The organism is Type-D symbiont of Plautia stali, from assembly GCF_001485335.1.
Taxonomy (GTDB): Bacteria; Pseudomonadota; Gammaproteobacteria; order Enterobacterales; family Enterobacteriaceae; genus Pantoea; species Pantoea vagans_C.
Genome location: NZ_BBOC01000113.1, coordinates 1 through 13,377, shown reverse-complemented (window position 1 = coordinate 13,377; position 13,377 = coordinate 1). Strand labels below are relative to the sequence as shown.

General features: G+C 56.4%; 12 protein-coding genes. 6 read left to right on the top strand and 6 right to left on the bottom strand.

Annotation, left to right across the window (positions count from 1 at the left end; all coding sequences use genetic code 11):
- Positions 1-57: 57 nt before the first annotated feature.
- Together PSSD_RS23575 and PSSD_RS23570 are read left to right on the top strand one after the other, a co-directional pair.
- Positions 58-1,431, top strand: coding sequence for a GMC family oxidoreductase (locus tag PSSD_RS23575; protein WP_235589283.1), 1,374 nt, complete (start codon positions 58-60; stop codon positions 1,429-1,431).
- Between the two features lie 2 nt (positions 1,432-1,433).
- Positions 1,434-2,747: a cytochrome c gene (locus PSSD_RS23570; protein ID WP_058973905.1), complete on the top strand. Its 1,314-nt coding sequence runs from the start codon at positions 1,434-1,436 to the stop codon at positions 2,745-2,747.
- Positions 2,748-2,916: 169 nt separating this feature from the next.
- Here PSSD_RS23570 and PSSD_RS23565 read toward each other — a convergent pair whose 3' ends face one another.
- Together PSSD_RS23565 and PSSD_RS23560 are read right to left on the bottom strand one after the other, a co-directional pair.
- Positions 2,917-3,381 (bottom strand): heme-degrading domain-containing protein, encoded by a 465-nt coding sequence (locus PSSD_RS23565; protein WP_058973904.1) that lies wholly within the window; start codon positions 3,379-3,381, stop codon positions 2,917-2,919.
- A 93-nt stretch (positions 3,382-3,474) separates the two neighbouring features.
- A complete protein-coding gene (locus PSSD_RS23560; protein WP_058973903.1) occupies positions 3,475-4,488 on the bottom strand; it encodes a LacI family DNA-binding transcriptional regulator in 1,014 nt (337 codons plus the stop codon).
- Positions 4,489-4,690: 202 nt separating this feature from the next.
- On the opposite strand from PSSD_RS23560, the gene PSSD_RS23555 reads away from it, so the two are divergent.
- On the top strand, positions 4,691-5,884 hold the full coding sequence (locus tag PSSD_RS23555; RefSeq protein WP_058973902.1) for an L-talarate/galactarate dehydratase: 1,194 nt from the start codon (positions 4,691-4,693) through the stop codon (positions 5,882-5,884).
- Here the strand turns inward: PSSD_RS23555 and clcA are convergent.
- Both clcA and PSSD_RS23545 read right to left on the bottom strand, forming a co-directional pair.
- The gene (gene clcA / locus PSSD_RS23550; RefSeq protein ID WP_058973901.1) at positions 5,881-7,278 is read right to left on the bottom strand and encodes a H(+)/Cl(-) exchange transporter ClcA; all 1,398 of its coding nucleotides are present in this window, start codon (positions 7,276-7,278) and stop codon (positions 5,881-5,883) included. The two genes, PSSD_RS23555 and clcA, sit on opposite strands and share 4 nt — an antisense overlap.
- 100 nt (positions 7,279-7,378) lie before the next feature.
- Complete coding sequence (locus PSSD_RS23545) at positions 7,379-7,726, bottom strand: cupin domain-containing protein (RefSeq protein ID WP_058973900.1); 348 nt, start codon at positions 7,724-7,726, stop codon at positions 7,379-7,381.
- A 257-nt stretch (positions 7,727-7,983) separates the two neighbouring features.
- Here PSSD_RS23545 and glsB point away from each other — a divergent pair, with 257 nt between their 5' ends.
- Positions 7,984-8,907, top strand: coding sequence for a glutaminase B (gene glsB, locus PSSD_RS23540; RefSeq protein ID WP_058973899.1), 924 nt, complete (start codon positions 7,984-7,986; stop codon positions 8,905-8,907).
- A gap of 3 nt (positions 8,908-8,910) precedes the next feature.
- On the opposite strand, the gene PSSD_RS23535 is transcribed toward glsB, so the two are convergent.
- Positions 8,911-9,852, bottom strand: coding sequence for a D-2-hydroxyacid dehydrogenase (locus PSSD_RS23535; RefSeq protein ID WP_058973898.1), 942 nt, complete (start codon positions 9,850-9,852; stop codon positions 8,911-8,913).
- Positions 9,853-10,037: 185 nt separating this feature from the next.
- On the opposite strand from PSSD_RS23535, the gene PSSD_RS23530 reads away from it, so the two are divergent.
- Entirely contained in the window at positions 10,038-10,469 is a 432-nt protein-coding gene (locus tag PSSD_RS23530) for a DUF2946 domain-containing protein (protein WP_082672356.1), read from the top strand.
- A 54-nt stretch (positions 10,470-10,523) separates the two neighbouring features.
- Positions 10,524-12,275 carry a DUF2534 family protein gene (locus PSSD_RS23525; RefSeq protein WP_058973896.1) on the top strand — a complete coding sequence of 584 codons (1,752 nt, stop codon included), beginning with the start codon at positions 10,524-10,526 and terminating at the stop codon, positions 12,273-12,275.
- A 90-nt stretch (positions 12,276-12,365) separates the two neighbouring features.
- Here PSSD_RS23525 and ahr read toward each other — a convergent pair whose 3' ends face one another.
- Entirely contained in the window at positions 12,366-13,376 is a 1,011-nt protein-coding gene (ahr, locus tag PSSD_RS23520; RefSeq protein WP_082672355.1) for an NADPH-dependent aldehyde reductase Ahr, read from the bottom strand.
- Between the last annotated feature and the right edge of the window lies 1 nt (position 13,377).

The window sequence follows — 13,377 nt, the reverse complement described above, 5'->3', positions numbered from 1 at the left end:
CCCCCCTAGGATTTTGAGGTCGCAACCCAGACGCGTGAACGCTACGGCGCGAAGAAAATGGCGGGCTTGCAACTGCAAGACTGGGGTGTGACCTATGACGAGATGGAGCCGTACTACGATCGTTTTGAGCGTATTGCTGGCACCTCTGGCTACGCAGGCAACCTTAAAGGCGAGAAACGCGCGGGTGGCAACGTGTTCGAAGGCGAACGTCAACGTGACTACCCCACCCCGCCGCTGAAAGATACGCACTGGATGAGCAAGTATCGTCAAACCACCGAGCGTATGGGCTACAACCCCTTTACGGTGCCAGCGGGTAATCTGTCGCAGGCGTACGTCAATCCGCTGGGCGTCAGCATGGGACCTTGCACCTACTGCGGATTCTGCGATTTTCACGGCTGCGGCAACTTCTCTAAATCGTCACCACAGGCCTGCATTTTACCGGTACTGATGCGCCGCCCAAACTTTACGCTGCTGACAGAAACAGAAGTGCTGCACGCGGTGAAACACGAAGATGGCAAAACGGTGACAGGCGTGAAGTTTGTCACTCAGGATGGCGTTGAAGGTTTTCAGCCTGCTGATGTTGTGTGCTTCACCGCTTACCAGATGGACAACGTGCGCCTGATGCTGCTTTCGGGCGTGGGTGAGCAATACGACCCGCTGACTGGCCGTGGCACCATTGGTCGTAACTACAACTATCAAACCTGTTCCAGCGTCACCGGTTTCTTCGATAACGAATACATGAATCCGTTTATCGGCGGCGGCGCGTTGGCGGTGCAGATCGATGACTTCAACGGGGATAACTTCGATCACAGCGACCTCGATTTCATCGGCGGCGCGGGCATTATGGGCTTCTCCACCAATGGTCGTCCGATTCAGAACATGAACGGCCTGCGTCCCGGCACCAAGCGTTGGGGCAGCGAGTGGAAAGCCGGTTATGCCCGTGATTACCAAACCGCCGGGACCATCTTCTGCCAGGGCACGTCGATGCCAATGCGTGAAGCTTACCTTGACCTCGATCCCAACTATAAAGATCGCCACGGCCAGCCCCTGCTGCGCCTGACGTTTGACTGGAATCAGAATGATCAGCGCATGGCGAAATTCGTTACCGATCGCGCCATCGACATCATGAAAGAGGTGGGCGGCCAGCATTTGGTGGTCGACAACCAGGCGGAGAAGAACTGGAACCCCTATATGCAGCACAGCTCGCACACCATTGGCGGTGCGGTGATGGGGGCCGACCGCAGTACTTCGGCACTCAACCCGTATCTGCAAAGCTGGGATGCGCACAACCTGTTTGTGGTTGGGGCGTCGGCATTCCCCAACAACGGCGGCTATAACCCAACGGTCACGGTTGGCGCGCTGGCAGTACGTGCCGCGCAAGCCATCCACCAGAAGTACATTCACAATCCGGCACCGCTGGTGGGAGCATAATTATGGCGAAGGCAAAAAAGATCACTTATACCCTCGCTGCGTTAGCGGTGGTGGCAGCCATCGGCGTGACTGGCAGAATGTGGGTGGTCATGGACAGCTCACGTTCAAATGTGGCGGATGACCGGGTTAAACTGGCCGATTTTCACAGCAGTGATACCGACGCGATCAAACGCGGTGAGTATGTGATGCGACTGGCGGATTGCGCCGCGTGCCATAACGCGGACTTCTCCGGCGGCTACAAAATCGATACCCCGTTTGGCGCTCTGCAAACCTCCAACATTTCTCCTGATCGCGAAACCGGCATCGGTAATATAACCGAGCGCGACTTCTTCAATGCAGTCCGTCAGGGACGCGGCGAGCACGGTTTCCTTTATCCGGCGATGCCCTACACCGCCTATACCCAGATGAGCGATGCCGACATGCACGATCTCTGGGCCTATTTCTCCGCGCAGAAACCGGTGAAGAACGCCATCGACGAAAATGCGGACATGCACTTCCCGTACAATATTCGACTGGCGATGGCGGGCTGGAACCTGCTGTTCTTCGATAACCGCGCCTTCAAACCGCAAACGGCGCAAAACGATGAGTGGAATCGCGGCAAGTATATCGTTGACGGCCCCGCGCACTGCAGCGTTTGCCATACCGCGCGCAATGCACTGGGTGGCGAGATCAGCAGCCAGTATCTGCAAGGCGGCAACCTCGGCACCTGGTATGCGCCGGATATCTCATCCAACCCCCATGCGGGCATTGGTAAATGGAGCGACGAACAGATCGCCGATTACCTGAAAACCGGCTCCAATGGCGAGAGCGTTGCTGCCGGTCCCATGGCGGAAGCGGTTGAACACTCAACACAGTATTTCAACGATCAAGATCTGAAAGCGATTGCCACCTATCTGCGCAGTCTGCCCGCTTCCCCGACCGTCCAACCCACCGCGTTTGTGATGGACAAGGCGAGGCACGATCAGGCCGCGCTGCGTTACGAAGTGGATTGTTCAGCCTGCCACGGCTTGTCGGGTGAAGGTATTAAGGGGATGGTACCCGCTTTTGCCGGTAATACCGCGATGCAGAACGATCCTACCAATATGATCCACGCACTATTGGACGGCGCCCGCGCACCCTATACCGAAGGACGCCCAACGGCAGCCGGGATGCCTGCGTTTTCATGGAAATTAAACGATCAGGAGATGGCTGATGTGCTCAACTATGTGCGGAACTCATGGGGCAACCAGGCTGCCGAGGTGAAAGCGAGCGATGTTGCCACGCTGCGCAAAGCGACTCATGCAGGGGAAAAATTGCAGGTGCCAACGATGAAATAACGTTTTGACGGTCGCCATAAATGGCGACCCTACGACGATCGTGCACGGTTTTCGTTGGGTATGCATGGAGGCGGATTTTCGTAGGGTGCGCATTGATGCGGGTTTTCGTTGGATGCGCATGGAGGCGATATTTCGTAGGGTGCGCATTAATGCGCACCAGGTTTGCCCTTTAACGTAACAGCTGCGTAATCCCCCACAGCGCTAACGCGTGGTCGTCTTCAGATGGCAAACCACTGATACTGACCGCACCAATAATCGCGCCTTGTGGGCTGAGCAGCGGGAAAGAACCGCCGTGATCGGTGTAATCTTCCTGACGAATGTTGCGCTGCTGCGCCATACGTTCACCCTTCTGCTCATTAGCGAACCCAACGTACATCGACGAATGACCAGTCAGCAGCACGGTATTACGCTTGCGACGCATCCACTCCAGGTTTTCAGGGGCCGATCCGGGTAACGCCGCCAGGAACAGCACCTGACCAAACGCATAAACCTCGATAGCGATCGGTGCATTTATTTCACGGCCGCGTTCGCGCAGGCTTTGTCCAATTTGCCATGCCAAATCGAAATCAAACTGCGGTAAACGGTGCTCAGCTTCTTGCTGCAACAGGGTTTCTAACGAAGGCAGTGCTGACATTGATAGGTTCCTCTCAAAATGAAATTTATTTTCCAGTTCTTATAACATGGAAGATATTTTCCAAAAGTGATGAGGATCGCAGTTCAGCCTGGGTTAGCCGGAATCGCGCGGCACCATGGTAAACCCCATATCGATAATCGGATTCTCTACTGCTTGATTTTGCAGACGCTTTAACAACTGCTCTGCCGCAAGTTCGCCCATACGCTGACGATCGATACGTACGGTGGAGATGGAAGGGAAATTCGCGGCCGCGAAGTCGAGATCGCCAAAACCAATCACCGCCAACTGTTGTGGAATATTTATACCGCGAGCCTGCGCCGCCATCAGTGCTCCCTGTGCCAGGGTATCTGAACTGCACACCAACACGTCAACCTCAGGATGGCTATCCAGCAATTGCGCGCTGGCTTCACGGCCACGCGCCATCAGTGCCGGCAATGTGACGGGCACCTCGGCGCAAGGTGCAATATTGCGCCTGGCAAGCGCATCCACCAGGCCCTGTTTACGCTGCAGTGCGCGACGGTCATCTGTCCATATCAAACCGGGCTTTTGATAACCCCGTTCAGCGAGGTACTCCGCCACGCTTGCGCCAATTTTCTCATGGGAAAAACCCACCAGCATATCGATGGGCGTTGGCGTCATATCCCAGATTTCCACCACCGGCACACTGGCCTGCAACAGCACTTTTTTCAGCTGCGTGCTGTGATGAATACCGGTAAGGACAATGCCATCCGGTCGACGGGACAGCAGCGTGGAGACGGTTTCGGCTTCCGTTTCAGCCTCATAACCGGTCACGCACAACAGCATGTGATAGCCGCGCGCGCTCAACGTATCGTTCAGGCTTTGTATGGTATCGACGAACATATTGTTGTTGATTTGCGGTACCACCACCGCAATCAGGCGACTGCGGTTGCTGGCGAGACTGCCCGCTTGTGCGTTGGGGATGTAACCTGTCGCGCTGATGGCGGCCATCACTTTCGCGACGGTCGCCGGGCGTACCTGCTGCGGGGAGTTGAGGGCACGGCTCACCGTCATCGGCGAGATACCCGCGACGCGAGCGACATCTTCCAGCGTGGGCGCAGTGTTGCGCTCAGGATTGCGTTGTTTCATGGCAGCTCAGGATGCAAACAGATAGCGCTAGCATAGCAGGCCGCGGTGGCAAATCCAGTGCATATGGCCATAAATGTTAGGGCTATCATTCTTCATAACCGATTGCCGATTTTGTGATCGATAAGGCATTAATGATCCTGCTTAGTGGCGCATAGTCTGCTTCGGAGATAAATGTTAGCGCAATCATTTACAGGAGAACGTCATGTCGAGTGTGAATTCCAGTGCCGTCAGCTATGCCAAATCTCAAGGCGCGGGCAACGCCACCGAAAGCGGTGACCGCATCGTTTGGGTCAATCTGTCGCTGGCATTTTTGCCGCTGGCAACGCCAGTGAGTGATGCCAAAGTGCTGACCGGGCGCCAAAAGCCGCTCACGGAAGTGGCGATCATCGTGGCGGAAATCGAAACGCGTGACGGATTCCAGGGCATCGGCTTCAGCTATTCAAAGCGCGCGGGTGGTCAGGGTATTTACGCGCATGCCTGTGAAATTGCAGACGCGCTGATCGGCGAAGATCCTAACGACATCGACAAGATTTACACCAAACTGCTGTGGGCGGGTGCCTCGGTGGGCCGCAGCGGCATGGCGGTACAGGCGATATCACCTTTCGATATTGCGCTGTGGGATATGAAAGCACGGCGCGCCAAATTGCCGCTGGCCAAGCTGCTGGGCGCACATCGTGATTCGGTGCAGTGCTACAACACCTCGGGCGGTTTCCTGCATACCCCGCTGGATCAGGTCATCAACAACGTGGCGATTTCGCGGGAAAACGGCATTGGCGGTATCAAACTCAAAGTCGGCCAACCCAACACCGCGGAAGATTTGCGACGCCTGACGGCGGTACGTCAGACGCTGGGGGATGACTTCCCGCTAATGGTTGATGCCAATCAGCAATGGGATCGTGAAACAGCGATTCGCATGGGACGTAAAATGGAGCAGTTTAACCTGATCTGGATTGAAGAACCGCTGGATGCCTATGACGTCGAAGGCCACGCTGCGTTAACGGCCGCGCTGGACACGCCAATCGCCACGGGTGAGATGCTGACCAGTTTCCGTGAACATGAGCAGCTGATTCTGGGTAACGCCAGTGACTTTGTGCAGCCAGATGCGCCGCGCGTCGGGGGCATTACGCCGTTCCTGCAAATTATGGACCTGGCCGCCCGCCACGGACGCAAACTGGCGCCTCACTTCGCGATGGAGATCCACATCCACCTGGCCGCTGCCTATCCTATTGAGCCCTGGCTTGAACACTTTGAGTGGCTCAACCCGCTGTTCAACGAACAGCTGGAACTGCGTGACGGTCGGATGCTGATCTCCGATCGTCACGGTTTGGGTTTCAGCCTGAGCGAACAGGCACGCCGTTGGACCACGCTGACCCACAGCGTCGGCAAGCGACCTTAAGGACTTTTGGCGTGAGCGCTCAGCTGTGCTTTGGCGAGCGTGCGCGCCAGAATAGATGAATAAAGTGGCTTGCCACCAAAGAATTGTGCCGCCAGGGTAGCACCAAGACAGGTGATGATCATCGGCAGGATAAGTTGATAGTTGTTGGTCATCTCCAGCACCAAAACAATACCCGTTAGCGGAGCGCGTACAGAGGCCGCAAACAATGCCCCCATCCCCGCCACCGCAAAGGTGGCGGCTTCCAACTGATAGTCCGGGAACCAGTGCATACACAGCTGACCAAAACAGGTGCCGAGCAGCGTGCCCAGCGTCAGCATCGGGGCGAAAATTCCACCGGGCGCACCCGAGGAAAAGCAGCAGATAGTGACCAACGTGCGCAGTGCAAACAGCCCGAACAACGCCAGCGCGCCAAAGTGTCCGGAGGCAAAATCAGGGATCAACGTGGTACCGCCGCTCACAGCCTGCGGTAAAAAATACCCCAGCACGCCGCATAAACCTGCGAGCACACTGCCCCACATCACCCAGGAAGCCGTGCGCCCTTGATGCAGACGTTGGAACTGATCCTGCGCAAGGAAAATCATCCGGTTGAACGCCACCCCGCAACCGCCAAACAGCACCCCGAGCAGCAGGTAGAGCCACAGCGTATTGGTAGGCGCATCGCGTAACTGACCGATGTTGATAATGGCTTCATTGCCATTACACACCCGAAAGACGATGCTCGACACAATCACGCCGACAAATACCGCTTTTATTGAGATTAAGCTGTAGCGAAACTGCGGGCGCATCTCTTCGATGATAAAGAGAATCCCCGCCAGCGGCGCGTTGAAGGCAGCGGACAGACCCGCCGCCGCGCCTGTGGCCAGCAACGTGTGGCGTGACTCTGACGATTTGACCCGGAACAGATCCAGGCACATGCCGCCGATGTTGCCACCGATTTGCACTGTCGGACCTTCGCGCCCCAGCACCATGCCGGAACCCAGCGCGCCAAGGCCGCCAATAAATTTTACTGGCAGCACGCGCCACCAGCGTACCGGGCGCAACTCTTCCAGCGCGCCTTCAATCTCGGGAATGCCCGATCCGCCCGCCTCCGGCGCAAAGCGACGCACCAGATAGTAGCCCACGGCACCTAACAGCGCCGCCGTGATAAAGGCACAAATCACACCTAACAACGGGTTGCTGATGGCATCGTCCAGCCAATCGAGGCGCAGATGGAGGATGAAATTGACCGCGCGATCAAAGGCGACACCCACCAACCCGGTGAGTACACCCACCAGCGCGGCCAGCAATAATAAGGCCACTGGCGTTTTGTCACGGCGCAGCAGCTTTTGCAGCAGCATAAAGCGCCCGGCACGCATCCCATTATCAGGCTGAGTGGCATTTTGTGAAACAGACATGCAGATCCTCAATAACTTCAGCGCCGCGCATCCCGCGACGGAAAACCGTCAGCATAGCCAAAGCCGACGGCAGCGTAACGCAATCATTGGCAACAGAATTTTACGGTTGATCTGAGATCTCACCGTAATGTACCGCCAGCCAGACCGTCGGCCCGCCGCTGTCGGTCCAGTTAACGCGATGGCGACATTGGGGCGGAATATTCACGCAGTCGCCGGGGTGCAGCGTGCGCTCTTCGCTCTCCCCTTCCAACTGCAAACCGGCCGCGCCCTGTAAAACCAACACCCATTCGCCTTGCGTCTGGCAATACCAAAAATCCGGCGGGCTGGCCTGTCCGGTGGAGACAATACGTTCAATGCGTAAACCCGGCTGCGATAACAGGCTTTCAAAGGTCTCGGCTGTGCCGTTTTGCGCTGCTGCCGGAAAATCGCGCAGGAGATGGCTGATCATGAGTTGGCTCGCTGTTATGTGCAGGATATTGGCACTGTAACGCAGGCTTCACCCGGAAACCTCACAGATTTTTGCGCCGCCCGTTGACGCGCAACAGGCAAAACACCATGATCCTGGCCTGCATGATACGTTGACTGGTGCGCATCAATGCGCACCCTACGAAAATCGCACGAAGTCTTTGTAGTGTCGCCATTCATGGCGACCAAAATGATTGGCGATTCTCCTCAAACGACAAAATTATCCCCCGGAGCATCAAGGTGTCAGAACTCACTAATGGATTACTGGAAGAGATCGTTAACGAGGTTAGACCGTTAACGCATCAGGGAAAAGTTGCCGACTACATTCCTGCACTGGCGGGAGTCGAAGCCGATCAACTTGGCATCGCGATCGTCACCTCTGACGGCCAGCGTTTTCAGGCCGGCGATGCCTCAACCCGGTTTTCCATCCAGTCGATCTCTAAAGTGTTGTCGCTGACCGTGGCACTGACTCTGTATGAAGATGCCGAAATCTGGCAACGGGTGGGCAAAGAGCCCTCAGGCCAGGCGTTCAACTCGCTGGTGCAGCTTGAACTGGAGCAAGGAAAACCGCGTAATCCGTTTATCAATGCGGGGGCGCTGGTGATGTGTGATTTGCTGGAGAGTCGTTTAACCGCCCCTCGCCAACGTATGCTGGAAATTGTGCGTCGTCTGGCCCAGCAAAATGACATCCATTACGATCGGGTGGTCGCACGCTCGGAGTATGAACACTCAGCCCGCAACGCGGCCATTGCCTGGCTAATGAAGTCTTTCGGCAACTTCCATAACGACGTCAGCAAAGTGATGGAGACCTATTTCCACTACTGCTCGCTAGCGATGAGTTGTGAAGAACTGGCGCAAACCTTCCTTTATCTCGCCAATCACGGTCGTAGCCAGCAGGACGAATGGGCAGTGATTTCACCCCGTCAGGCGCGACAGGTGAATGCCTTGATGATGACCAGCGGTATGTATGATGGCGCAGGCGAATTCGCCTGGCGCGTGGGCATGCCCGCCAAGTCAGGCGTGGGCGGCGGTATTGTGGCGGTGATCCCAGGGGAAATGAGCATCGCTGTCTGGTCACCCGCACTGGACAATTCCGGTAACTCGCTGGCGGGCACCGCCCTGCTGGAAAAACTCACAGAGCGGCTGGGCCGATCGATTTTTTAGCGCTTAACTCACCACGTGACGCGCTTCACCGGCGGCAAAGGCGGCAAGATTTCCCTCAATACCGCGCAGCAGGTTTGCCACACCCTGCTGGCTGGCCCAGGCAATGTGCGGTGTAAGCAGCAGATTGGGTACATCGGGTTGCAACAAAGGATGGTCTGCTGGCGGTGGCTCACGGGTTAACACATCCAACGCAGCCCCTGCAATCACACCCTGGCGCAACGCATGCGCCAACTCGGATTCATTGATAAGCCCGCCACGTGCAGTGTTGATCAATAAGGCGGAGGGCTTCATCTGCGCTAACGCGTGCAGATTTATCAACTGTTGGGTTTGTGGCGTTAACGGGCAGTGCAGCGTTAACACATCACTGCGCGCCAGCACCTCTTCAAACGGCACATAACCCGGGCGCGACTGGGTGCTGCCCTTGCGATCGGCATACAACACCGTCATGCCTAACGCTTGCGACATTGTCCCCACGGCACTGCCGATATCCCCCTTGCCGACCACCCCTAAGGTGGCACCGAAGATATCCTGAATCGGTTGGCGATGTACGCAGAAGTGCGATGATGCGGGCCAGACACTGCGCGTACTCGTGGCGTAATCCACTAACTGACGACGTAGCGCAAACAGCGCAGCAATAACGCCTTCGGCCACACTGCGCGTGGAGTAACCTGGCACATTGCTGACCACAATACCCTGCTCACGGCAGGCCTCTAAATCGATACAATCATAACCGGTGGCCGCCACGCAGATGTAGCGCAAGTCAGGCAACTGCCGCAGTGTCTCCGCACGCAGGGGGACTTTATTGGTTATGGCGACGTGCGCGCCGCGCAGCGCCGCTACAATCTCACTGGGCTGCGTCGTCCCGCGAAAGTGCCATTCCGTACACCATTCAGGACGTGCAGGGGGTTGCGGCAAGGTGTCGCCATCCAGCATCACTATCTTCATCGCGTCTCCGTTTATTGTTTCCGTACTGTTCTCATCAGGTTGCATTAAGGTTAACAAATGCAGCGCGTAAAGTGACTTTTTTCAAAAGGTGCGAATTTTTTCTAAAATAGCCTGAGTTTTTTTAACCCTTACACGGCAATGGCGTTACACTTCGGCCTCATTTGTTGAATCAATCCGTACTCACCATGACGTTTTCACACCAATTTCGCCAGCGCCTGACTGCCTGCGTCGCCATTGTGGCGGTGCTGTTGCTGTTTGTCGCGCCGATCGTGTCGAAGACGTTGATGGAGCAGCAAAACCGCATGATGGCGATGCCGTCACACGGCACAATGTCGGGCATGTCGATGCAACATCATGAAATGATGATGGATATGGCGATGCCGGGCATGGACCATCACATGATGGATGACGGCGAGTTTGCCTGCGGTTACTGTGATTTGCTGGTGCATGTGCCCTTGATGATATGGGTGTTTATCCCCTTCATCTGGCTGATCATGGTGAGCTCACGTGCCCCGCCGCTCCCGCATGTGGTCACGCCGGTGCTACGTCGCTACAGCGGTAACCATCGTCCACGCGCGCCACCACAACGCCTCCTCCTGACTGAACAATATCTATAAACGGCACAACGGCTTGTTGCGCCACGTCATTCTCTAAACGGAAGGAAGACGGCTTTGTCAGCTGCTCACTCTGCAGCACCGCGCGGTGCGGTGCTTAATCTACTACGTCGCTTACATTTCTATATCGGTCTGTTTGTTGCGCCCTTTATCTTTGTGGCGGCACTCAGCGGCACCCTGTATGTGCTCACGCCGCAACTGGAAAACCTGATTTATGCGGATGCGTTAACGGCACAGCCCCAGGGAAGCGCACAGCCGCTGTCAGCGCAAATCAGCGCGGCGCGTGCCTGGGCGGGCGAAAAACAGCACATTTTTGCGGTGCGACCTGCGCCGGGAGCCACTGACACCACCCGTGTGCAGTTCAGCGATGCCTCGCTGGGCGCATCGCAATCGCGTGCGGTGTTTATCGATCCCTACAGCCTGAAAGTGAAAGGCGATATGACGGTGTACGGCACCAGTGGCGTACTGCCGCTGCGGACGACCCTCGATCTGCTGCACAGTAGTCTGCTGCTGGGGGATTTTGGTCGTAACTACAGTGAGCTGGCAGCTTCGTGGTTATGGGTCGCCGCGCTCGGTGGCGTGTTGTTGTGGCTGGGGACGCGTCCTAAACGTAAGTTGAAAACGGCACGAACCGGGTTTGCTTTCAGCCGCCACTGGCACATCACATTGGGGTTCACCTTGTTGCTGGGGCTGGTGTTCTTTTCAGCCACCGGGCTGACCTGGTCACAATGGGCAGGCGGCAATATTGATCGCTGGCGTACCGAACTCAACTGGTTGACACCGCAGGTGAACACGGCGTTGAACAGTGATGCGCCTGCCGCTCCGGCCGATCCTCATGCGGATCACCACAGCATGCCGGGCATGCCCGATATGGATATGCCGGATATGAGCATGCCGATGTCTGCCATGACTAAACCGGTCGCCGCTCCCGCAAAACCGATGCCAAATAACCTGCCTGACGCTGACTGGGACCGGGTATTAAATGCGGCACGCCAGGATGGACTCCATGCCACCAAACTGGAGTTGCGCCAACCGAAAAGTGCAGACAAAGCCTGGACGGTGTCGGAAATTGATCGCAGTTGGCCCACTCAGGTGGATGCGGTTTCGGTGAATCCGCAAAGTTTTGCCATTGTCGATCATGTCTACTTTGATCGATTCCCGCTGGTGGCGAAGCTGACACGTTGGGGTGTAGATGCCCATATGGGCGTGCTGTTTGGTCTGCCTAATCAGCTGCTGCTGGCGTTCTTTGGCCTGGGCTTGTGCAGCATGATCGTGCTGGGGTATCGCATGTGGTGGGTACGTCGTCCTAAGTTGGTTGAGGCGAATCCGGCGCAGACGCTGACCGAAACCTGGCTGGCGATACCACACTACAGCAAAGCGACCTGTTTAATAGTCGCGCTGGCGCTGGGCTATGCTTTGCCGGTGATGGGCGTCAGTTTACTGGCGTTTCTGCTGGTGGATATCATGCGCTGGCGCAAGCAGCAACGCGTGCCGATGACGGAAGCAGAGATTCTGGCATCGCAGCAATCCCCGTTGGGCATTATTCGTGCTCGATTTACAGTGAAGCGTAAGGAGATGCGCTATTTCCTGCGTGGCGTCTGCATCCTGGCAATCATCGTTGTCTCTGTGATGAGCAATGCGATTATTGGCGGGGTCATCGACCAGTACGGTATTCCGTTCAGCCACTGGTCATTGACGATGTACATCACGCAGGGCTTTATGATTGCGCTGTATAGCTCGGTGTTTACGGCCTTGATGTCGATTCCGCTATGGTACTTCTTCCTTGGTGAGAATGATCCTCGCGGGTAATGCGTTGCCTGGGCGCCATTAATGGCGCCCCTACTAAGACTTTGCGCCCTTTATATGGCCGGGTGCACATTCAGGTGCACCCGGTTTAGGTTAAAAATCTGCTTTCAACACCACGCGGTAATTGGCTTTACCCGCCCGCACGTGTTCCAGCGCGGCATTGATTTGCGACATCGGAAACGTCTCCACCTGCGGGGCAATATCCACCCTCGCCGCCAGCTTGAGCAAGGCTCGTAATTGCGCCGGTGAACCGGTCGAAGATCCCGTCAACGCCCTGTCTCCCACAATCAAACTGAACGCGGGTACTTCAAAGGGTTTCATCACCGCGCCCACGGTGTGGAACGTGCCCTGACGTGCCAGTGCCTGATAGTAGGGCTTCCAGTCGAGATCCACCGCCACAGTGCTGATGATCAGATCGAACTGTCCGGTCAATTCACTTAACGCTTCGGCATCACGGCTGTTCACTACGCGATTAGCACCCATCGCTATAATTGCATCCGTTTTACTGGCATTCGAACTGAATGCGGTAACGTCCGCCCCCATGGCGCGCAGCAATTTAATCGCCATGTGCCCTAATCCACCGATGCCAATCACGCCCACGCGGCTGGTGGCGTTGATGTTGTGCATCAATAACGGTTTGAACACGGTAATTCCGCCGCACAACAGTGGACCGGCAGACACAATATCCAGGGTTTCGGGCAGCGGGATCACCCATTGCCAGTTGGCGCGCAGATGGCTGGCAAAACCGCCGTGGTTGTTGATGGTAGAAACTTTGCCGCTGAGGCAGTTGACCTGATCGCCGGCAATGCAGGCGTCACAGTGCTGGCAGCTTTTCGCCGTCCAGCCAATGCCAACCCGCTGACCGATGCTCAGCCCTTTATTCTGCGTGGCATCCCCCAGCGCCACTACACGCCCAATCACTTCATGACCGGCGATCAGTGGATAGCGTGAACCGCCCCACTCGTTATCGATCATCGAGAGATCGGAATGGCACACGCCGCAGTATTCGACTTCAACCTGCACATCTTCCGCTGCCAACGGACCGGCATCATATTCATAAGGCACCAACGCCTCACCGGCTTGCAGCGCGGCATAGCTGGAAATC

Excerpts from the sequence above, each read along its gene's own strand:
- PSSD_RS23535 (WP_058973898.1), bottom strand. The coding sequence starts at position 9,852 with ATGAAGATAGTGATGCTGGATGGCGACACCTTGCCGCAACCCCCTGCA.
- PSSD_RS23565 (WP_058973904.1), bottom strand. The coding sequence starts at position 3,381 with ATGTCAGCACTGCCTTCGTTAGAAACCCTGTTGCAGCAAGAAGCTGAG.
- PSSD_RS23555 (WP_058973902.1), top strand. The coding sequence starts at position 4,691 with ATGTCGAGTGTGAATTCCAGTGCCGTCAGCTATGCCAAATCTCAAGGC.
- PSSD_RS23530 (WP_082672356.1), top strand. The coding sequence starts at position 10,038 with ATGACGTTTTCACACCAATTTCGCCAGCGCCTGACTGCCTGCGTCGCC.
- PSSD_RS23545 (WP_058973900.1), bottom strand. The coding sequence starts at position 7,726 with ATGATCAGCCATCTCCTGCGCGATTTTCCGGCAGCAGCGCAAAACGGC.
- clcA (WP_058973901.1), bottom strand. The coding sequence starts at position 7,278 with ATGTCTGTTTCACAAAATGCCACTCAGCCTGATAATGGGATGCGTGCC.
- PSSD_RS23570 (WP_058973905.1), top strand. The coding sequence starts at position 1,434 with ATGGCGAAGGCAAAAAAGATCACTTATACCCTCGCTGCGTTAGCGGTG.
- PSSD_RS23560 (WP_058973903.1), bottom strand. The coding sequence starts at position 4,488 with ATGAAACAACGCAATCCTGAGCGCAACACTGCGCCCACGCTGGAAGAT.
- PSSD_RS23575 (WP_235589283.1), top strand. The coding sequence starts at position 58 with ATGGCGGGCTTGCAACTGCAAGACTGGGGTGTGACCTATGACGAGATG.